The 26,627-nt window shown below is 49.6% G+C and carries 28 protein-coding genes, 2 pseudogenes and 1 riboswitch; of the genes and pseudogenes, 24 read left to right on the top strand and 6 right to left on the bottom strand.

Annotated features, from left to right (window positions below):
* The 12 genes and pseudogenes from AQR02_RS31580 to AQR02_RS23975 form a co-directional block, all read left to right on the top strand.
* Positions 1-658: transglutaminase domain-containing protein (locus AQR02_RS31580; RefSeq protein WP_148449202.1), on the top strand; the 658-nt coding region annotated here is incomplete at its 5' end.
* Between the two features lie 97 nt (positions 659-755).
* A complete protein-coding gene (locus AQR02_RS24025) occupies positions 756-2,894 on the top strand; it encodes a peptidoglycan D,D-transpeptidase FtsI family protein (protein WP_082452055.1) in 2,139 nt (712 codons plus the stop codon).
* A gap of 58 nt (positions 2,895-2,952) precedes the next feature.
* Complete coding sequence (locus AQR02_RS24020) at positions 2,953-3,711, top strand: Cof-type HAD-IIB family hydrolase (RefSeq protein WP_054942923.1); 759 nt, start codon at positions 2,953-2,955, stop codon at positions 3,709-3,711.
* Between the two features lie 358 nt (positions 3,712-4,069).
* Positions 4,070-4,555: a DUF456 domain-containing protein gene (locus tag AQR02_RS24015; RefSeq protein ID WP_054942922.1), complete on the top strand. Its 486-nt coding sequence runs from the start codon at positions 4,070-4,072 to the stop codon at positions 4,553-4,555.
* 26 nt (positions 4,556-4,581) lie between these two features.
* Positions 4,582-6,210 carry a putative polysaccharide biosynthesis protein gene (locus AQR02_RS24010; protein ID WP_054942921.1) on the top strand — a complete coding sequence of 543 codons (1,629 nt, stop codon included), beginning with the start codon at positions 4,582-4,584 and terminating at the stop codon, positions 6,208-6,210.
* Between the two features lie 112 nt (positions 6,211-6,322).
* Entirely contained in the window at positions 6,323-6,667 is a 345-nt protein-coding gene (locus AQR02_RS24005; RefSeq protein ID WP_054942920.1) for a thioredoxin family protein, read from the top strand.
* Between the two features lie 103 nt (positions 6,668-6,770).
* Positions 6,771-7,697: a COX15/CtaA family protein gene (locus AQR02_RS24000; RefSeq protein WP_245237710.1), complete on the top strand. Its 927-nt coding sequence runs from the start codon at positions 6,771-6,773 to the stop codon at positions 7,695-7,697.
* A gap of 28 nt (positions 7,698-7,725) precedes the next feature.
* Complete coding sequence (locus AQR02_RS23995; RefSeq protein ID WP_054942918.1) at positions 7,726-9,498, top strand: UbiD family decarboxylase; 1,773 nt, start codon at positions 7,726-7,728, stop codon at positions 9,496-9,498.
* Between the two features lie 34 nt (positions 9,499-9,532).
* A complete protein-coding gene (locus AQR02_RS23990) occupies positions 9,533-10,261 on the top strand; it encodes a Cthe_2314 family HEPN domain-containing protein (RefSeq protein ID WP_054942917.1) in 729 nt (242 codons plus the stop codon).
* 123 nt (positions 10,262-10,384) lie between these two features.
* A riboswitch (SAM riboswitch) is annotated at positions 10,385-10,524 on the top strand.
* 100 nt (positions 10,525-10,624) lie between these two features.
* Positions 10,625-11,641, top strand: a complete 1,017-nt coding sequence (locus AQR02_RS23985) for a methionine ABC transporter ATP-binding protein (protein ID WP_054942916.1) — start codon at positions 10,625-10,627, stop codon at positions 11,639-11,641.
* Positions 11,641-12,310: pseudogene (locus AQR02_RS23980) on the top strand (methionine ABC transporter permease). Before AQR02_RS23985 ends, AQR02_RS23980 begins: the two are co-directional and overlap by 1 nt.
* 54 nt (positions 12,311-12,364) lie before the next feature.
* Positions 12,365-13,243, top strand: a complete 879-nt coding sequence (locus tag AQR02_RS23975) for a MetQ/NlpA family ABC transporter substrate-binding protein (protein ID WP_054942915.1) — start codon at positions 12,365-12,367, stop codon at positions 13,241-13,243.
* Positions 13,244-13,425: 182 nt separating this feature from the next.
* Here the strand turns inward: AQR02_RS23975 and AQR02_RS23970 are convergent, their stop codons facing one another.
* Positions 13,426-13,674: a NifU family protein gene (locus tag AQR02_RS23970; RefSeq protein WP_054942914.1), complete on the bottom strand. Its 249-nt coding sequence runs from the start codon at positions 13,672-13,674 to the stop codon at positions 13,426-13,428.
* 81 nt (positions 13,675-13,755) lie between these two features.
* On the opposite strand from AQR02_RS23970, the gene AQR02_RS23965 reads away from it, so the two are divergent.
* Positions 13,756-14,010, top strand: coding sequence for a YuzB family protein (locus tag AQR02_RS23965; RefSeq protein WP_054942913.1), 255 nt, complete (start codon positions 13,756-13,758; stop codon positions 14,008-14,010).
* Between the two features lie 16 nt (positions 14,011-14,026).
* Here the strand turns inward: AQR02_RS23965 and AQR02_RS23960 are convergent, their stop codons facing one another.
* Positions 14,027-15,088: an NAD(P)/FAD-dependent oxidoreductase gene (locus tag AQR02_RS23960; protein ID WP_054942912.1), complete on the bottom strand. Its 1,062-nt coding sequence runs from the start codon at positions 15,086-15,088 to the stop codon at positions 14,027-14,029.
* Positions 15,089-15,128: 40 nt separating this feature from the next.
* Positions 15,129-16,235 carry an aminofutalosine synthase MqnE gene (gene mqnE / locus AQR02_RS23955; RefSeq protein ID WP_054942911.1) on the bottom strand — a complete coding sequence of 369 codons (1,107 nt, stop codon included), beginning with the start codon at positions 16,233-16,235 and terminating at the stop codon, positions 15,129-15,131.
* Between the two features lie 299 nt (positions 16,236-16,534).
* On the opposite strand from mqnE, the gene AQR02_RS23950 reads away from it, so the two are divergent.
* The 4 genes from AQR02_RS23950 (at position 16,535) to AQR02_RS23935 (ending at position 18,780) form a co-directional block, all read left to right on the top strand.
* On the top strand, positions 16,535-16,894 hold the full coding sequence (locus AQR02_RS23950; RefSeq protein ID WP_054942910.1) for a HesB/IscA family protein: 360 nt from the start codon (positions 16,535-16,537) through the stop codon (positions 16,892-16,894).
* A gap of 32 nt (positions 16,895-16,926) precedes the next feature.
* The gene (locus AQR02_RS23945) at positions 16,927-17,586 is read left to right on the top strand and encodes a hypothetical protein (protein WP_245237709.1); all 660 of its coding nucleotides are present in this window, start codon (positions 16,927-16,929) and stop codon (positions 17,584-17,586) included.
* Between the two features lie 38 nt (positions 17,587-17,624).
* Positions 17,625-18,050 carry a hypothetical protein gene (locus AQR02_RS23940; protein ID WP_054942908.1) on the top strand — a complete coding sequence of 142 codons (426 nt, stop codon included), beginning with the start codon at positions 17,625-17,627 and terminating at the stop codon, positions 18,048-18,050.
* 100 nt (positions 18,051-18,150) lie between these two features.
* Positions 18,151-18,780 carry a DUF4304 domain-containing protein gene (locus tag AQR02_RS23935; RefSeq protein WP_209444287.1) on the top strand — a complete coding sequence of 210 codons (630 nt, stop codon included), beginning with the start codon at positions 18,151-18,153 and terminating at the stop codon, positions 18,778-18,780.
* A gap of 443 nt (positions 18,781-19,223) precedes the next feature.
* Here the strand turns inward: AQR02_RS23935 and AQR02_RS23930 are convergent, their stop codons facing one another.
* Positions 19,224-19,433: a hypothetical protein gene (locus AQR02_RS23930; protein WP_054942906.1), complete on the bottom strand. Its 210-nt coding sequence runs from the start codon at positions 19,431-19,433 to the stop codon at positions 19,224-19,226.
* A 409-nt stretch (positions 19,434-19,842) separates the two neighbouring features.
* On the opposite strand from AQR02_RS23930, the gene AQR02_RS23925 reads away from it, so the two are divergent.
* Entirely contained in the window at positions 19,843-20,505 is a 663-nt protein-coding gene (locus AQR02_RS23925) for a YheC/YheD family protein (RefSeq protein ID WP_054942905.1), read from the top strand.
* A 323-nt stretch (positions 20,506-20,828) separates the two neighbouring features.
* Positions 20,829-20,972 (top strand): sporulation histidine kinase inhibitor Sda, encoded by a 144-nt coding sequence (gene sda / locus AQR02_RS31575; protein ID WP_082452054.1) that lies wholly within the window; start codon positions 20,829-20,831, stop codon positions 20,970-20,972.
* 141 nt (positions 20,973-21,113) lie between these two features.
* Here sda and AQR02_RS23920 read toward each other — a convergent pair whose 3' ends face one another.
* A complete protein-coding gene (locus AQR02_RS23920) occupies positions 21,114-22,088 on the bottom strand; it encodes an NAD(P)/FAD-dependent oxidoreductase (protein ID WP_108722096.1) in 975 nt (324 codons plus the stop codon).
* Between the two features lie 328 nt (positions 22,089-22,416).
* Between AQR02_RS23920 and AQR02_RS23915 the strand changes: the two genes are divergently transcribed.
* Together AQR02_RS23915 and AQR02_RS23910 are read left to right on the top strand one after the other, a co-directional pair.
* A complete protein-coding gene (locus AQR02_RS23915) occupies positions 22,417-23,610 on the top strand; it encodes an NAD(P)/FAD-dependent oxidoreductase (protein ID WP_054942903.1) in 1,194 nt (397 codons plus the stop codon).
* Between the two features lies 1 nt (position 23,611).
* Complete coding sequence (locus tag AQR02_RS23910) at positions 23,612-23,887, top strand: hypothetical protein (RefSeq protein WP_054942902.1); 276 nt, start codon at positions 23,612-23,614, stop codon at positions 23,885-23,887.
* Between the two features lie 173 nt (positions 23,888-24,060).
* Here AQR02_RS23910 and hemQ read toward each other — a convergent pair whose 3' ends face one another.
* Entirely contained in the window at positions 24,061-24,819 is a 759-nt protein-coding gene (gene hemQ, locus AQR02_RS23905) for a hydrogen peroxide-dependent heme synthase (protein WP_054942901.1), read from the bottom strand.
* 244 nt (positions 24,820-25,063) lie between these two features.
* Between hemQ and AQR02_RS23900 the strand changes: the two genes are divergently transcribed.
* The 3 genes and pseudogenes from AQR02_RS23900 to AQR02_RS34815 all read left to right on the top strand — a co-directional run.
* Complete coding sequence (locus AQR02_RS23900) at positions 25,064-25,360, top strand: YuiB family protein (RefSeq protein WP_054942900.1); 297 nt, start codon at positions 25,064-25,066, stop codon at positions 25,358-25,360.
* Positions 25,360-25,575, top strand: coding sequence for a hypothetical protein (locus tag AQR02_RS33185; protein WP_054942899.1), 216 nt, complete (start codon positions 25,360-25,362; stop codon positions 25,573-25,575). The genes AQR02_RS23900 and AQR02_RS33185 overlap by 1 nt, the downstream gene beginning before the upstream one ends.
* A 43-nt stretch (positions 25,576-25,618) precedes the next feature.
* A pseudogene (locus AQR02_RS34815) lies at positions 25,619-26,627 on the top strand (replication initiation and membrane attachment family protein); the annotation flags it as partial.

Raw genomic sequence — 26,627 nt, 5'->3', positions numbered from 1 at the left:
CGGGCTGGTGCTGGTTTTTGCCCTCTATATTGGAGTGGGAATGAATCCGGACAGCAGCTTCAGCCGCTATGTAGAAGCCTCTCCAATCTACAGCCAGAGCGCGGCTGCCGTGTTCGACCCGCTCGCCGGTGAGAAAGTGCGCAGCAGGCTGCCGGTTCTGACCAAAGCGGTGGCCGCAGAGATGAATGATATTCTCCGGCGGAAATATGAGGTTATCGATCATGATATTTCTGCGAATATCGCGGAGGCTGCTGCGGAAATAGCCAGTCCGGGCAAGGATGAGGAGCAAAAGGCCAAGCTGCTGTATGATTGGATAGGCTCGCGGATTTCTTATGACTATGCCAAGGCGGAGAACTATGAGCAGAACCGGATCTGGCATGAGCAGACGCCGCAGGATACGTTTGATACCCGGCTTGGTGTCTGTATAGACTATGCCCGGCTGTATGCGGTAATGGCCCGTTCGCAGGGACTTCAGGTGCGGGTCGTGACCGGACGGGGTTACGATGGACAAGGCGGATATGGACCTCATGCCTGGAATGAAGTGTATATCGCCCTCAGGCAGGCCTGGATTCCGCTGGATTCCACCTGGGCCTCCAGCGGGAACTGGTTTAACGTCAAGGATTTTGATAAAACCCACATGAAAGAGGATGTACTGTGACAAAGAGGCGGTACGCCGTGAATCTATGGTACAATTCGATAGGATAATACCCTGGATGCCATAAAGGTTTATTTAGGATGTAAAGGAGTGAAAAATTGTGAGTTTTTTCCGTAAGCAGGCCTCTCCGCCAGACGAAACCACCAGCAAGAGTTCACTTGGCCTGCGGATTAACGTGTTTTTCTTCAGCACGTTTATTATTTTTTGTGTCATTATCATTCGTCTTGCAGTCTTGCAGTTTGTGGAAGGCCCTACCTTGACTGAGGTAGAGACCAGCCGTGATACCAAGAATGTGCCGCTTGCGGCTATCCGGGGCGTCATTCGTGCAGCGGGAGGCGAAGAACTCGCTTATTCGACTTCAGTACAATCGCTGTACATTACGCTAACCAAAGAATATACTGCCAAAACCACAGACAAAGTTACTGGTGAAACAACACTGACCCCGGAAGCAAAAGCCAAAGGGGAGGCGCTTGCCGCCAGGCTGGTCGAGGATTTTCATAAATACGGTGATCCGAATGCAGCACAGCTGACGCAGGAGGATATCATCGATTCACTGGATCTGTATTTCAAAAAGTATTCGGGATTTATGGCTCGGCGGATTAAGGCGGGGCTGACTTCAGATGAAGTAGCCTATTTTATGGAGCATAAAAGCGAATATCCGGGTCTGGAAATTGTCGAGGAGAGCAGCCGCCACTATGACAAGGATACGGTAGCAGTGCAGACGATCGGCTATATTAAGCCGTTTAAATCCTCAAGCAGTCTGGATATTTATAAGAATATTCAATCGGCCATGAAGAAGATTGATGCTGATCCCGGCCTGAGCTATAAAGATGATGAATTTGTCGGATTCGACGGGCTTGAACTGCAGTATCAGCGCGAGCTCCGCGGCAAAAACGGCTATCAGGTTATTTCGATTAATCCACAGAATATGGCTGAAAAGGTTGAAGAGGTTGTGCCACCTGTCAAAGGCAACGATATTTGGACCACGATTAATAAAAACATACAGCTGAAAACGGAACAGGCCATTACGGATCAAATCAGCTGGCTGCATACCCATTCTGTCCAAGGGCAGACCCATCCGGATGCACTGACCGGTTACGCGGTTGCGATGGAGGTAGACACCGGAAATATCGTTGCCATGGCGAGTATGCCGGACTACGATACCAATGTATGGACAGCTGAAAAGATGGACACCGATGTGTGGAATAAGATCATGGGCAATTATCAGAACGGAACGATTACCCCCTATTCTTCGGGGATGTCGGGCCATGAATTTGGTTCTACGGTGCTGCTCGGCTCCACGATCAAGCCGCTGAGTGTGCTGATTGGTCTGAATGAAGGTTTCTTTTCCACTTCAACGGTATATAACGATAAGGGTATTGCTTATTTCGGTAAAAATGATAATGCTTCGGTGCGCAACGCTTCGGGTCACGTATACGGTTCGATGGACCCGGCGAGAGCGATTGAGAAATCCTCTAACGTCTTCATGGTCGATATGGTCGGCAAGAAGCTGTGGGAGAAATACCAGAGCAGCGGGATCGAAGTCTGGGATAAATATATGAAGGAATTCGGTCTGGGCGTCTCGACGCAAAGCGGATTGCCTAGAGAGTATCTGGGCCAGATCAACTATACCAATACTGAAGCAGCCGGCAGTGCGCAAGCCGCATTGATCTATGCTTCGTTTGGCCAGCAGGGGCGCTATACAGTGCTTCAGCTTGCCCAATATGCTTCGACACTGGCGAATGAAGGCGTGCGGATTAAACCGCAGCTGGTCAGCAAAATTACAGACTCCGAAGGCCAAACGGTTAAAGAGTTCGGGCGTCAGGTCCTGGATGAGGTAACCACCTTCGATAAGTCCTTTTGGAATGAGATCAAAAAAGGTATGAACAGTGACGTTACTGCGTTCACTGATTTCCCTTATGATTTTGCCCGCAAAACAGGGACCTCGCAGCAAACGGACAGAACCAATAAAAACCGCGATAACGGGGTATTTATTGCTTTTGCTCCGCGCGAGAATCCGAAGCTTGCTGTTGCTGTAGTCATTCCTGAGGGCGGCTTCGGTTCCAACAGCGCAGCACCGGTTGCCCGTAAAATTTTCGATGCTTATGACTGGGAATATGGTCTGGATGGGGTGCCGAAGAAAACGCTGCAGTCTGCAGATTCTGCTGCCGATGGGGTGGGTGCTGGGACAGAGGGAACGGATGCAGACGCAACAGGAGCAGCAGATGCAACCAATTAAGGATATACAAATTAGCCCTTCAATTTATATAGGGCATACAAGAAATGGAGGGGTGGCAATGACTGCCAAATACCGCCTGCTTGCACTGGATATGGACGGAACCTTACTGAATGACGATCAAGTGATTACCCCGAAAACGGTGGAATGGATTACAAAAGCGGTCGATGCCGGCGTTCACGTCTGCCTCTCTACCGGGCGGGCGTTCAGAAGCGCCATGCCTTACGCGGAGCAGCTTGGCCTTAAGACACCAATGATCACCGTTAACGGCAGCGAGATCTGGCGCGAGCCCTATGAGTTATTCCGCCGCTCCCTGATGGATCCTGCGCTGATTGAACAGCTGTATAAGATTGCAGAGGAATATGGCATCTGGTTCTGGGCTTACTCCACTGAGCAGGTCTACAACCGCAAGAATTGGGACGGGGACATTACGGGCAGAGAATGGCTTAAATTCGGCTATTCTACGGAAGATGATGAGATCCGCCATAAACTGCTGATGCAGCTTCAGGATCTGGGAGGACTGGAAATTACCAATTCCACCCCGCATAATCTGGAGATCAATCCGCTTGGCGTGAACAAGGCTTACGGGATCGGTGAAGTCTGTAAGCTTCTCGGCATCGAGATGAACGAGGTGGTTGCAGTTGGCGACAGCCTTAACGATCTGGCGGCTATCCAGCAGGCCGGGCTCGGCGTTGCTATGGGCAACGCCCAGAAGACCGTACAGCAGGAGGCGGACGCTGTAGTCGCCACGAACAACGAGGACGGCATTGCGGAAGTCATTGAGAAATATATTTTAAGCGAAGTAAATCAAGGAAGCTGATACCCGCCAGTTGAATAGTATTAATGGGAAAACCTCCAGCTATTTTCTCCATTTTTGCTGCAAAGCAGCATTTAGTTGGAAAACCTCCCTTTAATTCCTCCGAAAAACGCTCATTTGCTGGACAACGGAAGAATTAAGTGGAGGAAATCCTCATATGGTTTCATTCCTCCTTCGTCAGGAGAAATATAAGTGGAGGAAATCCCGCTATTGGACCGTCAAATTTGTGTATGCTTCCGATGCGAGTTTTGCGAAGTAATATCAGTGAAGTGTATGCTATCAAAACGAAGAGTACGCTTCGAAGGAAGTTTGCGAAGGATATCCAAGAAGCGGATGCTATCAAAACTTAGGGGATGAACGTATGGCAATCCTGGGTTGGATTCTGATCATTGCTTTGTTTGCTGTAGGGCTGGCCGGGGCGGTATATCCGATACTGCCTGGTGCGCTGGCGATTTATCTGGCCTTTTTTGTGTACGGATGGTTCTTCTCCTTCCATTCCTTCGGCGCATTTTTCTGGATTATCCAGACGCTGATTGTGGTCGTATTGTTTGTGGCTGATTATATCGTCGGAGCCTGGGGTGTCAAGAAATTCGGGGGCTCACGCGCTTCAGTCATCGGCAGTACAATTGGGTTAATCGTAGGCCCATTCGTGATTCCGGCCTTCGGCCTGATCATCGGCCCGTTCGTGGGCGCATTTGTCGGAGAGCTGATCGTGGGCGCAAATCCCGGCAAAGCGGTCAAGGTCAGTTTCGGTTCCTTGCTTGGCTTATTTACCAGCACGGTTGTCAAAGTGATATTGCAGATTGTTATGGTGGTCCTATTCTTTATCTGGATCAGTGTGTATTAAATTAACAGAGAAGAAGGCGAAACAGTTTGTCGAAGAAAGAGTCTTTTGTCAAAGGTACGCTTATTCTGGCCGCAGCCGCGCTTGTGGCCCGCGTACTGGGTCTGGTACAGCGGGTTCCGCTGGACCATATATTCGATGATATCGGGCGGGCATCCTTCGGGGTGTCCAACAATATTTACTTAATGTTGCTAACCGTAGCTACTGCCGGCATTCCAAGTACCCTAAGTAAAATGGTTTCGGAGCGGTATGCATTGAACCGCCCGGAAGAGGCAAGACAAGTGTACCATGCAGCGCTCCTCTTCTCGGTCGCGGCCGGTGTCATTATGACCCTGCTGCTATACTTCGGAGCGCCGTTTTATGCCACTCATATCGCCGATGTACCCGAATCAGCGATGGCGGTCAGAGCGATCGCACCAGCACTGCTTTTATTCCCGGCCATAGCCATGATGCGGGGGTATTTCCAAGGCCGTAATAATATGATGGCCGGCGGGATTTCTCAGATCGTGGAGCAGGTTGCACGGGTGTTAACAGCTATTTTACTCGCCTATATTTTACTGCAGCAAGGTTATAACAATACCGTTATCTCTGCGGGGGCTTCCTTCGGCAGTGTGCTGGGAAGTATAGCGGCATTCGCTGTAATGATTTATTTTGCAATGAAGCTGCGCCGTGCGGATAAGGAGCAGAATCTGAATTATAATTCAGCCGAGAAGCTGCCTATCTGGAGTATATACAAAGATATTTTTACCTTGTCCATTCCAATCGTGCTATCTTCCCTTACTATTCCTGTAGTAAATGTTATTGATACATCGCTTGCGGTTCCCCTGTTAATTGATCAGATCGGACGGGAGAGTGCGACAGAGGCACTGGGTATCTTAACTACCCGGGCCCAAAGTGTAGCTGGCATACCTCCGGTTCTGGCCATCGCACTGGGAACATCGCTGATTCCGATTATTTCGGCAGCTTACGCCCGACGTGATGAAGTTCATCTTAAGCGTCAGATTACGTTGGCTTTGCGTATATCCATTCTGACGGGTATGCCGATTGTATTGGCACTCTCTGTGGCTGCCTATTCCGTGAACGGACTGCTGTTTTCCGGTCTGGACGGCAGCGGAATCGTCGCCATGCTGACGATCGGGACGATTTTCCAGATTACGATGATGACGACCAACTCGATCCTGCTGGGGATGGGGAAATCGCGGATCTCCATGTATTATGTGCTTGCCGGGATTCTCGTGAAGCTTGCGGGCAGCTTCCTGCTCAGCAAGGTATTCGGTATTTACGGTATTATCGGTGCAACGGCACTCTGCTTTATCGTCATTACTTTGCTGAATCTGCGGATGCTTAAATCGATTGTGCCCTTTGAGATTATGGGCAAACGCTGGGGCGGCTTCGCCGTTGCCGTACTGGCGTCCGGCGGGATTGGCTACAGCCTGAACGAAGCGGGTGTTATGCTTACCCACTTCATGCCTGCACGCGTTGCTTTCCTTATTACCTGTCTGGTTGTAGGTGCGGCGGTTGTAATCATTTATCTGGTCCTGCTGATTGTTCTGGGTGTGCTCAGCCGGCAGGAGATTGCCGGTTATCCGCGTGTTCTGCAGAAAGTGCTGAACCCGCTGATGAAACTGCAGCCTGCTCGGGTACGTACAAACGAATAATGCTGTGATATTTGTTTTAATTTGTCTTTTTCAATTGACTTCCTGAGCACAATTTGCTTCACTTAGAGAGAAAGGCAAGTATACAGTTTAACCCAGAAAGGATTGAACCTTAATGGATAAAATCTCTTCCCCTGCGGAATTTCAGGTGGCTATTCAATCGCCACGCTTAACCGTTGCCGTGTTCAAAGCCGACTGGTGCTCCGATTGCAAATTTATCGACCCGTTTATGCCGGAGGTTGAACAGAAGTATGAAAACCGCCTCACGCTGGTTGAAGTCGACGTAGACGCTGTCGGTGATGTCAGCCAGGAACAGAATATCCTGGGCATTCCAAGCTTTGTCGCTTACAGCGATGGCCGGGAACTTGTGCGCTTCGTGAACAAGCTGCGCAAATCCCGTGAGGAAATCGAGAATTTCCTGAACAGAGCCCTCGAGGTTTATCTGAGTATTCACAAGTAATGAAGCCTGAAGCACCGCTTTCGCCCTACCAGAGCAGAAGCGGTGTTTTTTTCAATCTCTCTATGAATTCTTCCATCCATTCCTACAAATGCGGGTGATCCAATTGACGACAACACATTTGAAATGGCTCAGCTACATAACCTGCCTCATTATGTTCCTCGCCTTGTTCGGAGGCGCCGTAGTAACCAAGACTGGCTCAGGGCTGGAATGCGGAAATGAATGGCCGCTGTGCCATGGTAAGCTGATTCCGGCTTATACAATCGGCTCGCTGATTGAATATACCCACCGTCTGTTCAGCGGATTGGCGGGTCTATTATCACTGGCCTCCGTGTATGCCTTCTGGCGTTATGGACGGAAGCAGAAGGATTTATTGGTGTATGCCTTGTTAACGCTCCTGTTCGTTGTTGTGCAGGGCGGAATGGGAGCGCTTGCGGTAATCAAATCCCAGTCTGCTGCGGTAATGGCGCTGCATATGGGCTTCTCTTTGATAGCGTTTGCAAGCTCACTAATGCTGGCTCTGGGTACGAAACGAAGTCTTGAATCCGGGGAAGAAAACGATAGCCGGGGGCCAGCAGTCAGCCGGGGCTTCCGCAACTTAACGTGGATTACAGCGTTATATTCTTATATCGTTGTCTATATCGGGGCTTATGTCAGCCATACAGATTCACAGGGAGGCTGCTCCGGCTGGCCGCTCTGTAACGGGGAATGGGTTCCCGAGCTTTCAGGCGGCGTGGGCATCGTGTTTATGCACCGGATCGCAGCGGCACTGCTGTTTCTTCTGGTGGCTGTACTAGGCCACTTGGCGTTCTGGAGGTACAAAGGACTGGCTGAGCTGAGAGCGCTTGGCGTTAGTGCCGTTACACTCTGCCTGCTGCAGGTATTGAGCGGTGCAGCTGTAGTTCATACGCTGTATAACGAGAGATTGTACATATTTGCCGCATTGGCCCACATCCTGCTGATTGCCGGATTGTTTGGTGTACTTTGCTACATGAGTGTACGTGTGTGGCAGCTTAGTAAATTGAAAAAGTAATCTGCCATGTTCGAGGAGGAACAATATAGTGGGATACAGAAATTTGCGCCAGTGGATCGAGCAGCTTCGCAAAGACAAGGATCTTGCCGTAATTGAAACTCAGGTAGACCCTTATCTGGAGCTTCCGGAGATTCACCGGCGTGTTGCACGGGAGGAAGGGCCGGCATTGTTATTTACCAATGTAAAAGGAACGCCGTTTCCCGTAGCGACTAATCTATTCGGGACTGCCCAGCGGGTCGAGAGAGCATTTGGCAGCCGTCCGGAGCAGCTAGTAAAAGCGCTGATGGGTGCAGCTGAAACGCTGCTTCCGCCTACACTCACCAGCCTGTGGAAGGAAAAAGCACTGATTTTCGACCTGCTGAAAGTGGGAACCAGACATGTGCCGCAGGGTGAGGCTCCGGTGCTGGGGGTATGCCGTACTTCCGATCCGCTTCGCGAGCTGCCGCGTGTAACAAGCTGGCAGGAATCGGAAGGAGCTTATATTACCCTTCCGCTAGTCTACACAGAAAGCTTGAACAATCCGCAGAAGCATAACCTTGGAATGCACCGGATCCAAATCATTGATGACAGTACGGCAGGTATTCACTGGCAAAAGCATAAAGGAGCCGGACTGTATCATCAGGAGACCGAGCATCAGGGGGAAGCGCTGCCGGTATCTGTATTCATCGGCGGCCCCCCGGCGCTGATTGCTGCAGCAAGCGCTCCCGGACCGGCATGGCTCCCGGATCTGGTATTCGCATCGATGGTCCTGGGCGGAAAACTGCTAATGGTCAAAGATCCGCTGGGCGGACACTCCATCCCGGCTGAAGCGGAATTTGCGCTCCGCGGACTGGTCTCTCCGTATGGGCAGAGTCAGGCGGGCGCTTTTATCAAGAATGATAATTATCATTTCCCGCAGCATATTGCCCCCGTAATGCATGTGCAGCGGATGTGGCACCGCAAGGACGCGATTTACCCCGCGACGATTGCCGTCACTCCGCGTGAAGAGAATTACTACTTAGTCGATTTTCTCCAGCAGGTGCTATCCCCTGTCCATCATTTGACTATGCCGTCGGTCCATGCTTTCTGGACTTATTCTGAATCTGGCCCGGATGGATTGGCTGCCGCGGTTGTTCAGGATAGTTCACCACAGGATGCTCTGGGTACGGCTTTCCGCATTTTGGGGGAGCGGCAGCTGTCGGTTAGTCGGTTCCTGCTGCTGACGAGCGAGCCGGCCGCTTTTTCCGATTTCCCTAAATTGCTGGAAGCTGTGCTGGAACGGTTCAACCCGGGGACAGATCTGCATGTGTTTAGAAGTACAGCGCGAGTGAGGCCGGAACCGGCTGAACGTACACCCGCCCCGGACAGTCAAGCTGTGATTATAGGTATCGGACACGCGGTGCGTGAGCTTCCCCGTACTTACACGGAAGGCCTCCTGCCAGGAATTACAGAAGCCATTCCGTATTGCGGCGGATGTTTAATCGTTTCCGGTGCATCCTATGAAGAAGATCCTGAGCTTCCGGTCCGGCTGAACACTGCGCTGCGCGAACGGAATACAGCCTGGCCGCTGGTGATTATCGTGGAACACGCTGCGGTGACAGTCCGTACACAGACCTCTTTTCTCTGGACAGTGTTCACCCGGTTCAATCCGGCTGACGATATCTACGCAGAAGCCGAAGTGAAGCAGCACCACATCGGCTACAAGCTGCCCATTGTGATCGATGCACGTATGAAGTCTGGTGATGATGAAGAGCAATCGCCATGCACGAGTACGCTGGATATGGTGGACCGCAATTGGAGCAGCTATTTCCGGCAGGGATAGTATACATTTTTCTTTATTTTGAGGGGGATAAGACATGCTGCGGGTATTACTGGGAGAACCTCCGCGCCAGAACAGCGGCGTGCTCGCTGATGCGATGGATAACATGGCAAAAGTGGCGTCCATGCTGCGCAAGGAGATGAACGCACATGAAGACCGCAACCATGAATACCGTAAGTTGGAAATCTGGACACGCGGGCTAATCTCCTCACTGGATGAACTGGAGCAGAGCTGGTTCGCGGCCGCCTTTTACCGCAAATCGGTGGTTGCCGGGTATATGGATGATATGTCGGTAACGGAGCAGGGCGAATATGCCCGTTATGTTTATTTCTATAAAAACGGCTTTATTCGTGTCTTTTCCCTGCTGGACAAGCTGGGAACGGTGCTGAACAGCCTGTATAATCTGAATACAAGCCAGACCAAAGCCCACTTCTCCTATTTCACGGTACTGCGGCAGTTCCAGCTGCTCAAAGAGCATACCCCGCTGGCGGATGAACTGGAGAATATTAAGAACTCTTACCGGGAGCCGCTGCAGAATCTGCGCAAACGACGCAATGCAGAAATTCATTATATGAATGCCGAAATGCAGGATGATCTCTGGCAGAGGCATCAGGGGCTGCACGACAAAATTCAACTTGAGGATCTGGACAGTCATCTGGAGGATTTGAGGCAGGGTTTGGAGATGGTCTGCAAATCTTTATGTGCCGCCTTCCGGTACAGTAATGAGCAGTGGCACAAGAATGCCTCCAGCCAAAAGCGGGTGTGAAGACAGACTCACGTTAAAGCGTAAAAATCTTCCTTTGACAAAAAACCTGAAACTCACTATACTTAGGCTTGCATTATACTCTTACATCCTAAGATAACTATACGGCACTAATTTCATATCATAATCTTATCGAGAGCGGCGGAGGGATAGGCCCGATGAAGCCCGGCAACCGATTTGTATCCAGTAAAGAAACTGTACTGAGTACAAGTGTCATGGTGCTAATTCCTACAATGGCGCGGGTAAACGCCGTTGGCAGATGAGAAGGCATTGTAACTAAACGCACAGGGCCTCTTGCGATCTGCAACCGATCGTAAGGGGCTTTTTTGATACATGGAAATATGCATTAAGGGGGAACGACAGAAATTGATAGAGTTAAAAGAGTTGACTAAGGTATACGGAAAAGGAAGCAAAGCTGCTGTGGCGCTCTCGGGCTTAAATCTGTCCATTCAAAAGGGCGAGATCTTCGGCGTGATCGGTCATTCCGGTGCAGGCAAAAGCACGCTGATCCGCTGCATCAATCTGCTGGAGCGCCCGACGAAAGGTGAGGTCTGGGTGGATGGCGTCGAGTTGACCAGCCTCAGCCAGGGCCAGCTGCAGGAGAAGCGGCGCAAGATCGGGATGATCTTTCAGCACTTTAATCTGTTGTCTTCTGCTACAGTATATGACAATATCGCTTTTCCGCTGCGTCTGGCCGGTACGCCAAAGGCGGACATTGAACGCAAGGTCAAGGATCTGCTGGTTCTGGTCGGACTTGAGCAGCACCGGAACAAATATCCGGCCCAGCTCTCAGGCGGACAAAAACAGCGGGTTGGCGTAGCCCGTGCGCTCGCCAGTGATCCGGATGTACTTCTCTGCGATGAAGCGACCTCGGCGCTGGATCCGCAGACCACTGACTCCATTCTGCGGCTGCTGCTGGACATTAACCGGAAGTTTCATCTGACCATTGTACTGATTACCCATGAGATGCATGTCATTCAGAGTATCTGCGACCGGGTAGCGGTTATTCATGGCGGTGGAATTGTTGAACAGGGTGAGGTGGCGGAGGTGTTCCTGAAGCCGAAGCATGAGGTGACAAAGGACTTTATCCGTAGTGAAACCCAGCAGGACGGTCCGCTAAGAGCGGCTATAGAAGCGGTAAACGGAGAGAACACCAAAGCGGTCAAAATCACTTTTCTCGGACAAAAAACCTACGAGTCTACGTTATCCCACGTTGTGCGCGGCACAGGCGTCAGCTTTGCGATTCTTCAGGGTACGATCTCGACCATTAAAGATGTGCCTTACGGCCAGCTGATTGTCCGCTTTGAAGGATCGATTGAGGCGATTGATGCTACCCTGGCGGAGCTTGCGGCACAAGGTCTTGATGTGGAGGTGATTTCGTAATGGCCGGCTTGAATTTTAATGATATCAATTGGGAAGAAATGCTGGATGCATCCGTAGCCACACTAAAAATGTTAGCTTATTCCGGAATATTCACAATTATTCTTGGTTTACCACTCGGAATTGTGTTATATTTATGGGGGAAGTCGAAAAACAGCTTTATCAGAGCAGTTTACTCGGTATTATCTCTGCTCGTTAACATCCTGCGGTCCGTTCCATTCCTGATTCTGATGGTGGCTCTGATTCCGCTAAGTAAGACGATCATGGGCACCTCGATTGGTGTACTAGGAACGATTCCGGCGCTGGTCATCGGTGCGGCTTCCGTTTTTTGCCAGACTGGTCGAGACGGCACTCCGTGAGGTTGACCGGGGGGTAATTGAAGCGGCACAAGGCATGGGAGCCTCTACAGGGCAGATTGTGCTGCGCGTTCTTTTGCCGGAGGCCCGTCCAGGTTTACTGGCCGGAGTGACGATTACACTCGTAACCCTCGTCTCCTATACAGCCATGTCGGGGATGATCGGCGGCGGCGGTCTTGGTGACTTGGCAATCCGTTACGGCTACTACCGGTATGAGAAAGAAGTTATGATTATCTCTGTAGTGCTGATGGTTATACTAGTGCAGCTGCTGCAAATGGTCGGTGACCGGCTGGTTCAATATTTTACCCGGAAATAAGGTACTTCCAGATATAGCCTTATTCATACACACATATTAGAGGGGGATTTACTGATGAAAAAAGTACTTTTGACGTTCTTTAGCTTGACCTTAGTACTCGTGCTGGCAGCTTGCGGCAACAATAATAGTGCCAATAATGCTGCGAACTCCGCGGCAACGAATGCACCGGCGGCAGATACTTCCGCAGAACCTACCACTGAACCTGCAGCAGAACCGGTAACACTTGTTGTTGGTGCGTCTCCTGTACCGCATGCAGAAATTCTGAAGGCTATCGCTCCGCTGCTTGAAGCACAAGGCATTACACTGGAAATCAAAGAATTCACGGATTATATCCTGCCGAACACACAGCTGGCTGAGAAAGCACTGGATGCGAACTTCTTCCAGCACCAGCCTTACCTGGATGACCAGAACAGCAAGAACGGTACCGACCTGGTATCTGTAACAGCTGTACACGTGGAGCCATTCGGCGCCTATTCCAAAAAGATCAAATCGATTGACGAATTGGCTGATGGCGCAAAAGTAGCGATTCCAAACGATGCAACCAACGGAGGACGTGCTTTGATTCTGCTGGCCAAGAATGGTCTGATCACCCTTAAGGACGATACCAACATCACATCCACGAAGGCTGATATTACTGAAAATAAAAAGAACCTGGACATCATCGAACTGGATGCAGCAATGCTTCCGCGCCAGCTGGATGAAGTTGACCTGGCCCTGATCAACACCAACTTCGCGCTCGAAGCAGGTCTTGTGCCAACGAAGGATGCCTTGTTCATCGAAGGTACAGATTCTCCTTACGCCAACATCCTGGTGGCACGTCCGGACAATAAAGATTCCGATGCGATCCAGAAGCTTGCTGCAGCACTGAACTCTGCAGAAGCAAAAGCCTTCATCGAAGAGAAATACCAAGGTTCGATCATCCCGGCATTTTAAGCAGCTGCCGGATGCGGCTGCCTGAATAATGAAAAGACGTCCCAAGTCATGCCAATGACTGCTTGGGATGTCTTTTTTAGCATATCAGAAAGCTGCTCCGGGTTGTGGCTCCTGGTGAAATCCTCTATAATATAAAAAATCCCGGCTCTCTGCTAAGAGAGGCCGGGACGTATAAAACGGGATTAGAATACTTGAACAACTTCTTCTACGCCTTCTACTTCTTCAAGTAGGGCACGTTCGATCCCGGCTTTCAGCGTGATCGTGGAGCTTGGGCAGCTGCCGCAGGCACCCATAAGCTTCAGCTTAACAATGCCGTCTTCAACATCAATCAGTTCAACGTCACCGCCATCGCGCTGCAGGAACGGACGAAGTTTATCGAGCACTTCCAGAACCTCATCATACATGGTGGTGCTTTGTGCATTCTCACTCATTTCTCAATCACTCCTTTCGTATGTTCATTATAGTACAAAAAGTTAAAAATAAAATGGTTAGGGCAGAATAAGGAGAACAACATGAGACCAATTATTGAATTTTGTGCCAGCAATATCGGGCACGGGACTGGGCCGCTTAAAGACAAGCTGGAGCTGAATCCCGAATATGATGTCATTGAATATGGTTGCCTGAATAACTGCGGTGAATGTTACCTGAGACCGTTCGCCATGGTCGACGGCGAAATCATCGAGGCGGATTCCCCGGCAGCGCTGGAGGAAGCCATCGAGACTGCCATCAAAGAGCAGGAAGCTTGGGACAGCCTCGAATTGGACTAGTCCCGAGAAAGTTAAATTAACCGAAATGCCGCTTGGACATCCAGAGCACACCGCTTTTGAGCAGGCGGGGCACACGCCCCATTACAGACCGGCGGCCCATAAGGCCGAAGCCGGCGTTTTTGCCGAGCGAGCCAAGGGTCCCCTTGAGCTTGATCCTGCCCAGCTTCGGAGTATCGCCGCGCCATAGCGCCTGCAGAACCTGTGCGACCTGTTCGCCTTGGGCACCGGCGGCTTGTGCGCTTGGTGCAAAGGGCAGGCTGGCACAGTCCCCGATCACGTATACTTCCGGATAGTCGGCTACATTAAAATGCGGTCCGACAATAATCCGTCCGCCGCGGTCTTTGGGCAGCTCCAGCTGCTGCACAACTTTCACTGGCTGGATACCCGCTGTCCATACTGTTACATCGGCAGGAATTTCCTGGGTGCCGTTAAAAATGGCATCCTTTTCGACATGGGAAACAGAGACACGCCCCAGCGTCTGCACCTGGTGTTCACTGAACCATTCCTCTACGTACTTCGACAGCTTGGCCGGAAAAGCGGACAAGACACGTTCTCCCCGGTCCAGGATCGAGATATTGAGGTCTGGGCGGCTTTCACGCAACTCTGCAGCCATCTCTACTCCGCTCAGGCCTCCGCCGACGATATTAACCGTTCCGTAAGGCTTAATATCGTTCAGCCGGCGGTAGGTTTCCCGGGTGCCGGAGAAGCTCTGGATACTGCAGGTATATTGCTCCGCCCCCGGAATTCCATGATAATTATCCGTGCAGCCCAGAGCAATCGCTAGGACATCGTAGGAAACCGGCTCACCGGATTCCAGGATGACGATCCTGCTGTCCAGATCAATGGAACCGACCTCGCCGTAGCGTACAGTTAAACGTGGGTGGACCGGAAACTGGATGCGCAGATGATAGTCGTTCACTGTACCTGCAGCAAGGGCATAATACTCAGTCTTGATTCCCTGATAAGGCATCCGGTCAATCAAGACGATCTCAACATCGTGCGGGAGATGGTGGTCGAGTAATTCCTGGATCAGGGCAAGGCCGCCGTAGCCGCCGCCTAGGACGAGTAATGTTCTCATGCGGACCGATCTTCCTTTCCAATATGGATCATTGCTGGCGCTATTCGTAAACCTTGATCTCGTTATAGAAGGTGTCCCGTTCCACCGGAATACGTCCGGCGCCTTTCACGAGCCAGATCAGTTCTTCGCGGGTAATGCCTACAGGAGTCAAGGCCCCTGCCGCATGGCTGATCCGTTCCTTCAGAATCGTTCCATGTACATCGGATGCCCCGAAGCTAAGAGCAACCTGAGTCAGCTGCACGCCAATATTAATGAAGTAGGCTTTGATGTGGTCGAAATTATCCAGCATTAACCGGCTGACCGCAATAGTCTTAAGATCCTCATACGCCGAGTTGCGGCGCATAATTCCGGCATTCCGGTTCTTAGGCTGCATGGACAGCGGGATGAACACCATGAAGCCGTTCGTCTCATCCTGCAGCTCGCGAATCTGCAGCATATGGCGGATGCGGTCTTCGCGGGATTCGATCGAACCATACAGCATGGTGGTGTGGGTCTTCATGCCGATTTGATGTGCCGTCCGGTGAACCTGAAGATATTCCTTTACATTTGCTTTATCAACCCGCATTTTTTTACGGTACTGGTCGGACAGAATTTCCGCACCGCCGCCGGTCAGCGACTTAAGCCCTGCCGCCCGCAGCTCCTCCAGGACTTCGCGGATGCTGAGTCCGCTGATACGGGTGAAGAAGTCAATTTCAGCTGCCGTATAGGCCTTGAGGGTTACCTCAGGAAAACGTTCATTCAGGGCTTTCAATGAATCAACGTAATACTGGAAGGGCACCTTATCATTATGGCCCCCGACAATATGGAATTCCCGTACCCCAGGGTGAATATGCTGTTCGACATATTGCACCATTTCCTGACCGGAAAGGGTGTATGCGCCTTCTTCGCCGTCATCTTTGCGGAAATTGCAGAATGCGCAACGGGATTCGCAAACATTGGTGAAGTATAGACTCATATTCTCAATAAAATAGACCCTATTTCCGTTTTTGCGCAGATTGACCTCGTTTGCAAGCTGGCCGATCGTGAGCAAATCATCACTTTCATATAAATAAACGCCATCTTCCAAGTTTAATCGTTCTCCGCCGCGAACTTTCTCAATAATGCCCGCCATTCTGGCATCCGTGTGTGGTGTTATAAGTGTAGACATATGATTTCCTCCTGAAGGTTGGCGAGGCGAAAGCACCCGCAGAATTAATACCGGAATACCTAGCCGGTGCTATTAAGCATAAAAATAGAGGCGACAACAGCCTCGTGACAAATTTCCGAATTTTACAGCGCATCGCTTTCCCTATTATAAACCTCTCTCCAAGGGTGAGCAACCAGTGGAGAAAGTTCGCATATCCGGTTCAGCCCCAGCTCTACGGCAGCACAGTTATGACTTGAGGGAAGGGGAATAGTGGAGTATACTTAGCTTTATATAGAGTATTTTTAAGGAGGCTAGAGAACATGATTACAATCAGTGAAACGGCAGCGGGACAACTCAAGACGATGCTGGCTGAACAGGAAGTACCGAATATGTTCCTTCGCCTTGGCGTAACTCCGGGCGGCTGCAGCGGGTTCTCTTACGCTATGGGATTTGACGATAACGAAACCGATCAGGATGTATATATGGATATTGAAGGCCTTAAAGTAGTCGTAAGCAAAGATGATATCCGTTACCTGGACGGTCTGGAGATCGACTTTGAGGAATCCGGCATGACCGGAGGCTTCACCATTAATAATCCGAATGCTACCGCTACATGCGGATGTGGTTCATCGTTCCGTACGAAGGAAGATGCGGGTCAGCCGAGCGCTGAGCCGTGCTAATGTCGGTTAGGTAACCGTTTTGAACCTCTTGAATGGTGTATGATGTACTGCACTTTTCAAGAGGTTTTTTTATATTGGTGAGGAGGTTCACTTTGAAACGTATGCCCTTTGAACGTCCAACAGAGCATTATGATGAGAGAATCAGAGAAATTGATGAGCAAATATGTTCCTTGATTAAGCAGAGGAAGGATATCTCGGGGAATGATCCGGGCTTTCCGCCGTTTGAGCTGATTTCGGAATGGTCAGCAGGTTTTGGAATCCATGAGGATTTCCTGAAAGCGCTTTTCGGTACCCTGATGAATGAAGAACAGTTTAAGCCCATGGTTGAGCCGGCGGAATTCAGAAAGCACATATCCCTCCTGAAGGCAGCTGAGAAAGGAGGACGCTTTTATACGCTATCGTCAATAAGGCAATACCGTAACGCAAGTGTCCTTGTGCTTAACGTAGATTGGGATGGGGACCCGGAGCCTCTATTGCATGCTCATGAACATAACCATTTCGAGTTATTCATAAGCGAACAATATGATTGCCGGATGATGAGTGGGGGAAGCCGTTCTGACCATGCATTTTACAAATATGTAGTGTCTCCGCCACTGCCTGATGAACTGTCAGGAATTGAATTTAGATTCATCCATTACAGAGGCCCGTTTAACAAGAATAAGACCGGTGATGAAATCCTTTTTAAGGTGTAAAAAATGCAGACTTGCGCCATCACTCAGGAGGGGTGTACATGATTAAATACATAAGACGAAGAATAGCCCGGAAAGAGCTGATTAAATTGCGGGACGAGCTCACCTTCTATGAGCCCTTGTATCCGCTAATCGCCCCGTTTCATCTATGGCTAATGGAGAAGTTGAATTACATATGGTCGAAACCAACGAACCGGTATGAGATTGAAGCTGAGTTTTTTGATGAGGTGCAGAGAGAAATTCCCGGGCAATTGGCGGTATTTAAGCAGGCTATTGCAGACTATGGCCAGATTGTAGATACGAGTTATTTTAAGGATAAGATAGCGATTATGGAAAAAATGCTGGCAGATGGTGATTCGGAGCGTATTTTGACCCTTATGTTTCTCTACCAGCAGATCTTTGAGCGGGCGGAGCGTTACCTTCACCTGAAGAAAAGGGAAGCGGAATTGAATGAATACATAAGGTAACTAAGCTTTAACGAAACAAGCAGCCGGAAGATAGCGGGGGAATTACAGCATGCTTACAACGGAGTTTAGAAAACTACTGCAGTTACATCTGAAGCCGCGGTTGAATCAGTTGGGATTCATGGGTTCGGACCACCACTTCCGCAAGAATTCGGATGAGCATTTTATATATACCTTGGTTATACAAGGAAACCGGTACGGTGGATCGTGTATCATTGAGCTGGGGGTACATTTGGATTTCTTGCCCATCGGATTAAATGAAAAAGCGGACAACCATAACCTAACCGTCTACGACTGTGAATTTAGAGAGCGAATAGAAGCCGGAATCCCCTGGACTCAGAGAATATTTGGTCCCGCACAGGCTCAAGCCGGCTGGTTTGAATATGGGAAAAGTGAAGCGGACGCCATCAGAACGATTAATAGAATGTACAAGGTATTCAAAGTGCGCGGTCTGGAATATTTTGACCAATTCAAGGGTTTTCCGGAGCCAATTCTGTCCATAACCTTGGAGGAATTGAAGGCTGGAAGGAGCAAACAGCAAATGAGCATGGGGGCTCCGCTGGATTTGCGTCTTGCACTTGTTATTGCCAGAACCCATGAATTCGTCGGGGATTTGAATTCTTCATTGAAGTTTGCGGAGTGGGGGTTGAATCATCTGGGACAGGCAACCGGGCTGAAGCCGTATTTCGAAGAGTTGATTAGCCGAATTACACAAACGAAGGAAGCTCTCTAAATAAGCTTGAGTCCTAAAGTTGGTCCATCGTGTATAGTATGTACAAAAGGAAACCACTCTTTTGAAATGGTTAGTTGCACTTCCATTTACCAAAAAAGTGGTTTCTTTTCTTTTTTTATTTTCTTATAGAAAGCTTGTAAGTGCGATTCTCGCTTAAACAGCGGAGAGGACGGACTGACCCGCGCAAAAGCGGTAGCGGTCACCTTTGTCTCCGGATTTTCAAAGCTAAGGAGAATCAATAAAATCTGGAGACAACAGCGATTGGAACAACGGTCCGTTCGCGGAGCGTCCTCACCAGGTGCTTACGTGAATCCTATGAGACTGCCACTTTTACTTTGTTCTATTTACAATAGAAGAAACAGAATTCAGCGAATCAACCAGACTATGTGCACAAGCTGTTTGTTCTCTTTTTCATAGAGTATAGTATTGCTCACAGCTGGCAATCAGGCGGGAACGATGAATTTGAAGTTAATCATAAAAACAATCAGGGCAGCGGCACCCAGGGAAAAGGCGATGCAGCTAGCACCGAGGATTCTGCGGCGGTCCTTCATAAACTTGAATCCGAGCGCACAGACAAGAATTGTGGTACCCGCCAAGACAACAGACATGCCGATCATCGCAAACCAATACAATATCTCGAACAATTGTGCCATTAGTAAGCCCCCTCACAGGGTAATAATACAATGAATTTTAAGATTTTTCCAGTGCGGGAAAAGGCCTGTGAATCTAGAAATGCGAGATTCAATATTTGGGGCTTAATCCATACTTATTGGTCCCTTCACTATCGATACAAGCGATAAGTGCTGTAGGCCCCGGGGCATTTCACTGATAATTCGACAGCGGGCAGTAATTGCCGAGGATCGTCGAAGGCATCGCAGAAAAATCAACAGTTTCCGCAATCTTCCCGGATATCCGGGTGGATAGCCCCCAGGACATACGGCCCCGCTGCCATATGCCCTTTTTTGCTGTGAAGAGCTTCTTACACGGACAATCATACAGGAGGGCGGGACCTTTTCTGAGTAATCTATAGGGTAGGCTGGGATTGCGAAAGGAGAGGGGAACATGGCAGGAAGAGAACTGGCCAGCAAGTGGCTGAAAACCGAGGCGCTGCTTAGCGATTCACGGGTTGCCGGTTACATTCCACGAACGAAGGAATATAGTGCTGCCGGACTGTCAGCTATGCTGGGAAGATACGGAAACGTAGTGATTAAGCCGATTGTAGGCGGCGGGGGATATGGAGTTATTAAGGTATTCCGGGACCGCCGGGGATATGGTTTCACTTATATGCATAGAACCCGTGTATATCGTGATTTCACATCAATGAAACATGCGCTCGACAGAGTAAAGGTTAAACGGCGTTATATGATTCAGCAGGGGATCTCGCTAGCCCGGATAGGCGGCCGTCCCATTGATTACAGAGTGAAGGTTGTAAAGAACGGCGCGCATTGGGAATTCCGTTCTATGGTGGGGAGATTAGCGCGGCCGGGTCTGTTCGTAACGAATCTATGCAAAGGCGGTACGATGATGAGCTGCAGGCATGGTCTGCGCAGATCGCTGCCGCGGATCAGCACATCGGCCAAGAAAGCGGAAATGCGCCGTCTGACGCATGTCTGTATTGAACTGCTGGAAAGACACTTTCCGGGTATCGGTGAGCTGGGTTTTGACTACGCCGTTGACCAGCGGGGGAAAATTTGGATCCTCGAAGTGAATACAAGACCTAAGTAATTAATAAATTTTTAAGAATTGACGATAAAGATAATAATAGGATAGAATTGCGTTTAGTCGCGCATTTTCTGAGGTAATATGTGGTATTCATTTCTATATTATGAACATTCCAAAATATTTTTTTAGACTATCTGCGTGGAAAGCTCCTGTGCATAACTATTATCCCCATATTCCACTGCGGAGTTAACGCCTTTGCAACCCTTATTAACATATTATGCACAGGATTTCCACAGAACCTTGTGGATAGTAAGAACGCTTGTTCGAAAAATGATAGTTTGCTATGATAGATTCAGATCCAAATAAAGGAAAGGTAGGTGAACGTTATGGTTGAATTGTCGGATGAGATGCTGTTGGACTCTTACCAAAGAGCGATAGAGCTCCAATTAGAGCATGATTTCATCGCTCTTTTGCTCGCTGAAATTCGCAAACGGAACTTACACTCTCCAGCACATGCGGTTCTACATTAAAACAAATAGTTTCATTTTTGCAGCAGCAGCTTAGTCATAACCGCAAGCGGCACAAAATAGGGTATCTTTTCAAGTTGGAGTGGAATCAACCTGAAAGGATACCCTTTTATTTGTGGATTAGTCTAGCCTGTAAGCTGCCGTCTAGAGCTTAAGATTACTGCTGTGCCCCGGGGATAGCTTGGCATCCGGATCAAGGTATACCTTAGCATTGTTAACCGCTGTAGGCGCTTCTCCGAATCCGACTGCAATCAGCTTCAGCTTGCCAGGGTAAGTAGTAATATCGCCTGCGGCAAAGATCCCCGGAATGTTCGTCTCCATACGTGAGTCTACAACGATCGAATTGCTCTCGATTTCAATGCCCCACTGCGCAATCGGACCCAGCGAAGATACGAAGCCGAAATTGACAATGACACTGTCCACTTCAATCTCCTGTGTTTCCTTGGTTTTGATATGGGACAGTGTAACCTTGGTTATGAATTCTTCCCCGTGCAATTCAGTGATCTCCGAAGGGGTAATCACATTTACCTTGGAGGCCATCAGATTCTCCACACTGTGTTCATGAGCGCGGAATTTATCGCGGCGGTGAATCAGCGTGACCTGCTCCGCGATCGGTTCAAGCATGAGTGCCCAGTCGACTGCGGAGTCTCCGCCGCCGCTGATCAGCACCTTCTTGCCCTTGAAGGCATTCAAATCGCCTACAAAATAATGCAGATTGGCTTTCTCAAACCGCTGCGCTTCCGGAAGCTCCAGACGCCGGGGTTCAAATGCGCCTACACCGGCAGTGATGATAACCGCCTTGCTATGGTACTCGGCTTTATCGGTAGTCGTAACGAAATGGCGTTCATCCCGCTTCTCGACCGACACCACCTTCTCCTCCAGGCAGATATTAGACTGGAACAGCTCCATTTGCCGGGACAGGTTATCTACCAGCTCCTGTGCGGTGATTTTCGGGAAACCAGCCACATCATAAATATATTTTTCAGGATAAAGGGCAGCGAGCTGCCCCCCCAGCTGGGGCATGCTTTCAATAAGGGTTACCGACGCCTGGCGCATACCGCCGTAGAAGGCGGCAAACATGCCGGCAGGACCGCCGCCTATAATTAAGAGGTCGCTCATAGGAACGCCGGATTGCTCTAGTGTCACGTAATATTACACCTCCGAGTTGATAGTTTCAAAATGCCATACTTAGCGTACTTACTCATTATAATCATTGTGGCACTGCCCTGCAAAGGCTTTGAAGGAACTGAAAACTGTGACGTTTGTTTGTATGATTATATTTGATTAAAACGATACTAAGGTTTACAATGGATATGGTTATTTTAGAAATCCTTTAAGTTTGATTGGAAATTCTTCTGAATTTAAGTGTATAAATTCACAAAAGAACCTGAATTATTTGACAAAAAATAACACATAGACAGATTCACCTGTTGGAAGGAGCCGGAACATGAGCAGTATTCCCAAAATTGTCATCCTAGGCGCGGGATATGGAGGTATTTTGACCGCCCAACGGCTGCAGAAAGCTTTGAACTATAATGAAGCAGATGTGACGCTGGTAAACCGCCATGAGTATCATTATTTCACCACCCATCTGCATATGCCAGCTGCGGGAACGGACAGCATTGAACATACACGTGTATCTATATCCAAATTGATAGACGAATTTAAGATTGACCTCGTGAAATCTTCCGTGCAGGAAATCCGCACCCAACAGAAAAAAGTCATCCTTGAAGACGGCACACTGTCTTACGATTATCTCGTGATTGCTCTCGGGGGCGAGCCAGAAACGTTCGGTATCCCGGGACTTGATAAATATGCGCTCACGATCCGCAGCATTAATTCCGTGCGGCTGATCCGGGAGCATATCGAATATCAGTTTGCCAAATATAAAAATGAAAATAATGCCCAGGAGCATATTAATTTTGTGGTAGGAGGAGCGGGCTTCAGCGGTATTGAATTTGTAGCGGAGCTTGCCGACCGCATCCCGGACCTGTGCAAGGAATATGACGTTGATCCAAGCATGGTGAACATCTACAATGTGGAAGCTGCGCCGACGGCACTTCCGGGGTTTGCCCCTGAGCTTGTGGAACATGCCATGACTGTGCTGACGAAGAAGGGTGTTACTTTCAAAATCGGTGTAGCCATCAAGGAGTGCCTGCCGAATGGTGTCATTCTCGCAACCGGTGAAGAGATCAAAGCCTCGACAATTGTCTGGACCGGCGGTATCCGCGGTAACCGTCTGATTGAAGCGGCCGGCTTTGAAGCGATGCGCGGACGGGTGAAGGTTGATGAATACCTGCGTGTGCCGGGCCACGAGAATATCTTTATCATTGGTGACGGCTCCCTGATGATTAACCCTGAAGGGCGTCCATACCCGCCAACCGCACAAATCGCGATGCAGCAGGGTGAATGCTGTGCCTATAATCTGGTGGCCGCCATCCGCAGCCAGCAGCCGAAGAAGTTTGCCTTCAGCAACAAGGGTACTGTAGCTTCGCTGGGTAAAGGACAAGGCATTGCCGTAGTCGGTGACAAGAAGTATAAGGGCTGGACAGCTGCACAACTCAAGAAGGTTGTCGATATGCGCTACCTGTTCATTATCGGGGGCATTCCGCTGGTGCTTAAGAAAGGAAGATTCTTCTAAGATGCGTCACTGCAGCGTGCAAGTTCGTGGGCTGTTGACGCGTGAGGAGCTGGACCGCTACAACGGTCTGATTGAGGTTGGATCCTTCCTTGAGGATCAGAGCCGGTATGATCTGGCTTATCATATCCAGAAGGAAATTGATCTGCTTATACTGCCGGCGATTGAACGGCTAAAGGATAAGAGCCGGGCCCGCGACCGGGCAACGGCTGAATATTTGGAGAGTCTGCGCGAAGAGGACGTTGAAGACGAAGATTCGGGCACAGAGCAGGTCCGTTAGTTCTCTGTCGGTTTGGTAAATTATACAACTAAAGGGTGTGACTCCGCATGAAGCGGAAGCACACCCTTTATTAAAAGATAAGAATTTGTATGTTTCACACTCTAAATTATCCTTCTCTTTCTCGCAGAAACGGATACCGTCCTTAGAAAGGACGGAAACCGTTTCTTCTTGTTTTACAGTTTAAGCATGTCTTCAAAGGTCTCCGGAGTCAGCAGATTGCCGACATAGAACGGGCCAAACTCGCCATAGCGGGCACTGACCTCGTCAAAGCGCATTTCATACACCAGCTTCTTGAATTGCAGCGCATCCTCTGCGAAGAGGGTCACGCCCCACTCCCAGTCGTCAAAACCGACGGAGCCGGTAATAATCTGCTTCACCTTGCCGGCATAACCGCGTCCGATCAGTCCGTGTGAATGCATCAGTTCACGGCGTTTATCCATATCGAGCATGTACCAGTTGTCAGCAAGTTCGCGCTTCTTATTCATCGGGTAGAAGCAGATATGCTTCGCTTGCGGCAAAATCGGCTTCAGACGGGCGGCAACATGCGGATTCTGCATCGGATCACTTCCGTCTCCGGAATTGCCGCCAGCAGCATAGTTGCTTAGTTCAACAATACTGACGTAGGAATAAGACTTGGTGGTATATTGGGCAAAGGCGATTTTGTTAAAGGCAGTTTCAAGAGCATTCAGGGCTTCAAGGCTTTCCCGCAGAAACATCATCACGAAATCAGCCTTCTGGCCGACGATAGCATATACTGCAGAGCTTCCTACCTTGGCTTCCTCCACGGGCCCCCATTCTTCCATAAAAGCATGAAGCTCCTCCAGGGCAACAGCGCGTTCCTCGTCATCGGCAGCTGTCCAGGCTGTCCAGTCCAGAGAGCGGAAGTCATGCAGTGCATACCAGCCTTCCAGTGTCAAAGCAGCTTCGTTCATGTTCTCACTCCTTAAAAGTTTTAAAACTTAATTCGAAAGCATACGCTTCTATGTATGATCCGATTGATCTATTAGCATTGTATCGCAAGCGGGCGGCCAAGAGCAAACCCCCGTACCGGCATTTGCCGGGTTCGGAACTGGAACAGTAATAATGTTCATTGCTTCGCTACATTTTTTCTAGTAAACTTACTATTAAATAAGGTTTTATGTGCGGTTCTTTATAGAGAGAGGGGATGACGGTACGATGGGGTTTATTCCTGTATTTGTTCTGGCCGTTTTATTCTTTGTCATGATGTTTGGCATCGGCTTTATCCTTAATATGTTAATGAAGACAACCTGGTTCCCCGCATATCTGTTCGTGATCGTAATTTTGCCCGTAGTCGTCTATTCCATCTGGGACCGGAATGCAGTGTCGCTCTGGGAGCACCTGAGCACCTTCCATGTCGTTGATTATCTTACCGGCATTGCCGGATTGGCTGGTGCAGTACTAAGCGGCTGGACCATCCAGAAGCTGCGGCTTGGCGGCTACAAGATGTTTTAATGAAATTTATACAGCACAGAAACGGCGGCTATCCCTGCAAAGGGACGGTGATGCCGTTTTTTTTCATTGTGACAGTCAAGCTGCTTTTTCTTGTGCGATTTCTATTATTTTTCGCTATCGCCAGCAAGCGTTTAAAAGATGTCGATTTTACGCTGAAAAGGAGGTTATTTGGTTCTTTTTTTACATTTCCGGCCGGGTGTTTTGTGATAGAATAGAAATCTATATGAATTCGTGTAGAAGAGGGGGAGGTTTCCGCAGATGCGCATGAGTAACCTGCATCATTTCACCGAACATCATCGGTACTGCGTTTCCCGCGAATTCGGTCTAAGCCATGTGGATTCACGTATGCTGGGCTCGGTCTATCAGCCGATGGTTGGAGCCTTTGCAATCAGCCTCTACAGGCTGCTGTTTGAGCATATTCCGGCAGAAGCGATCGGCTACTCCGCAGTGGAGCAGCAGCGCAGGCTGTTTATGACGCTGGGTGTTGAACCGAACGAGAAGGGCCGTAAATATTTAGTGGATCAGGCTTCCAGGCTGGAGGCGGTGGGGCTGCTTGCCACCTGCCGGATTTACATGCCGGAGAATGATGATTATATGTATGAATACGAGCTGATGCCGCCGCTGTCGCCGGCTGATTTTTTTGCAACCCAGCATCTGACGCTGCTGCTGCGTGACAAGATCGGCAAGTTCGCCGTGCTGTCGCTGCGTGAGCAGTTCTGGAACCGGGAACCGGAAGAATGGAGCCGCCGTTCGATCGGCAAAGAGAATATATCCCTGCCATTTTATGATATTTTCCAGTTAAATACGCATGTGATTGATTATGAGCTGGAGCAGGCTCTGGCCGAAGTGGCTACGGTGCGTCAGCCCGGATTCAGCGAGAACGGTGAGCCGGCGATCGGGTACAGCGATATCATTCTACGGTTTCCAAGGGAGTCAGTGAACCGGGTTCATGTCGAGAAGCTGCGCTTTGACCATACCCAAATGGGCGTGATTAACTACGTAGCCCGCAAGTACGAGCTGGGTCCGCAGGATTTATGCCGCTTGCTCGATGAGGATGACGTGTTCACACCAGACGGCGAAGTGATACTGGATACGCTGCAGCATAAGGCGAGCCAGCATTTCCGCCAGGATATGAAACGCCAGGAGAAACGGGAAATTGCTGCGGCGAAGGTGGTTTCGCTGCGCTCGGCTGTCGCCGGGGAAACAGATGATTCCAACATCCTGCAGGAGCAGCCGGTAGAGATGGAGTATTATGTCGAGGTGCCTC

It is taken from the genome of Paenibacillus ihuae, assembly GCF_001368795.1.
Classification (GTDB): domain Bacteria; phylum Bacillota; class Bacilli; order Paenibacillales; family Paenibacillaceae; genus Paenibacillus_AQ; species Paenibacillus_AQ ihuae.
Note: the sequence above shows the minus strand (reverse complement) of the source record. Positions and strands in the feature narration are given on the sequence as shown.

Coding starts and splice junctions, on each gene's coding strand:
- AQR02_RS24020 (WP_054942923.1), top strand. CDS start 2,953: ATGACTGCCAAATACCGCCTGCTTGCACTGGATATGGACGGAACCTTA.
- AQR02_RS24015 (WP_054942922.1), top strand. CDS start 4,070: ATGGCAATCCTGGGTTGGATTCTGATCATTGCTTTGTTTGCTGTAGGG.
- AQR02_RS24005 (WP_054942920.1), top strand. CDS start 6,323: ATGGATAAAATCTCTTCCCCTGCGGAATTTCAGGTGGCTATTCAATCG.
- AQR02_RS23990 (WP_054942917.1), top strand. CDS start 9,533: ATGCTGCGGGTATTACTGGGAGAACCTCCGCGCCAGAACAGCGGCGTG.
- AQR02_RS23975 (WP_054942915.1), top strand. CDS start 12,365: ATGAAAAAAGTACTTTTGACGTTCTTTAGCTTGACCTTAGTACTCGTG.
- AQR02_RS23970 (WP_054942914.1), bottom strand. CDS start 13,674: ATGAGTGAGAATGCACAAAGCACCACCATGTATGATGAGGTTCTGGAA.
- AQR02_RS23965 (WP_054942913.1), top strand. CDS start 13,756: ATGAGACCAATTATTGAATTTTGTGCCAGCAATATCGGGCACGGGACT.
- AQR02_RS23960 (WP_054942912.1), bottom strand. CDS start 15,088: ATGAGAACATTACTCGTCCTAGGCGGCGGCTACGGCGGCCTTGCCCTG.
- mqnE (WP_054942911.1), bottom strand. CDS start 16,235: ATGTCTACACTTATAACACCACACACGGATGCCAGAATGGCGGGCATT.
- AQR02_RS23950 (WP_054942910.1), top strand. CDS start 16,535: ATGATTACAATCAGTGAAACGGCAGCGGGACAACTCAAGACGATGCTG.
- AQR02_RS23945 (WP_245237709.1), top strand. CDS start 16,927: ATGGTGTATGATGTACTGCACTTTTCAAGAGGTTTTTTTATATTGGTG.
- AQR02_RS23940 (WP_054942908.1), top strand. CDS start 17,625: ATGATTAAATACATAAGACGAAGAATAGCCCGGAAAGAGCTGATTAAA.
- AQR02_RS23930 (WP_054942906.1), bottom strand. CDS start 19,433: ATGGCACAATTGTTCGAGATATTGTATTGGTTTGCGATGATCGGCATG.
- AQR02_RS23925 (WP_054942905.1), top strand. CDS start 19,843: ATGGCAGGAAGAGAACTGGCCAGCAAGTGGCTGAAAACCGAGGCGCTG.
- sda (WP_082452054.1), top strand. CDS start 20,829: ATGGTTGAATTGTCGGATGAGATGCTGTTGGACTCTTACCAAAGAGCG.
- AQR02_RS23920 (WP_108722096.1), bottom strand. CDS start 22,088: ATGAGCGACCTCTTAATTATAGGCGGCGGTCCTGCCGGCATGTTTGCC.
- AQR02_RS23915 (WP_054942903.1), top strand. CDS start 22,417: ATGAGCAGTATTCCCAAAATTGTCATCCTAGGCGCGGGATATGGAGGT.
- AQR02_RS23910 (WP_054942902.1), top strand. CDS start 23,612: ATGCGTCACTGCAGCGTGCAAGTTCGTGGGCTGTTGACGCGTGAGGAG.
- hemQ (WP_054942901.1), bottom strand. CDS start 24,819: ATGAACGAAGCTGCTTTGACACTGGAAGGCTGGTATGCACTGCATGAC.
- AQR02_RS23900 (WP_054942900.1), top strand. CDS start 25,064: ATGGGGTTTATTCCTGTATTTGTTCTGGCCGTTTTATTCTTTGTCATG.
- AQR02_RS33185 (WP_054942899.1), top strand. CDS start 25,360: ATGAAATTTATACAGCACAGAAACGGCGGCTATCCCTGCAAAGGGACG.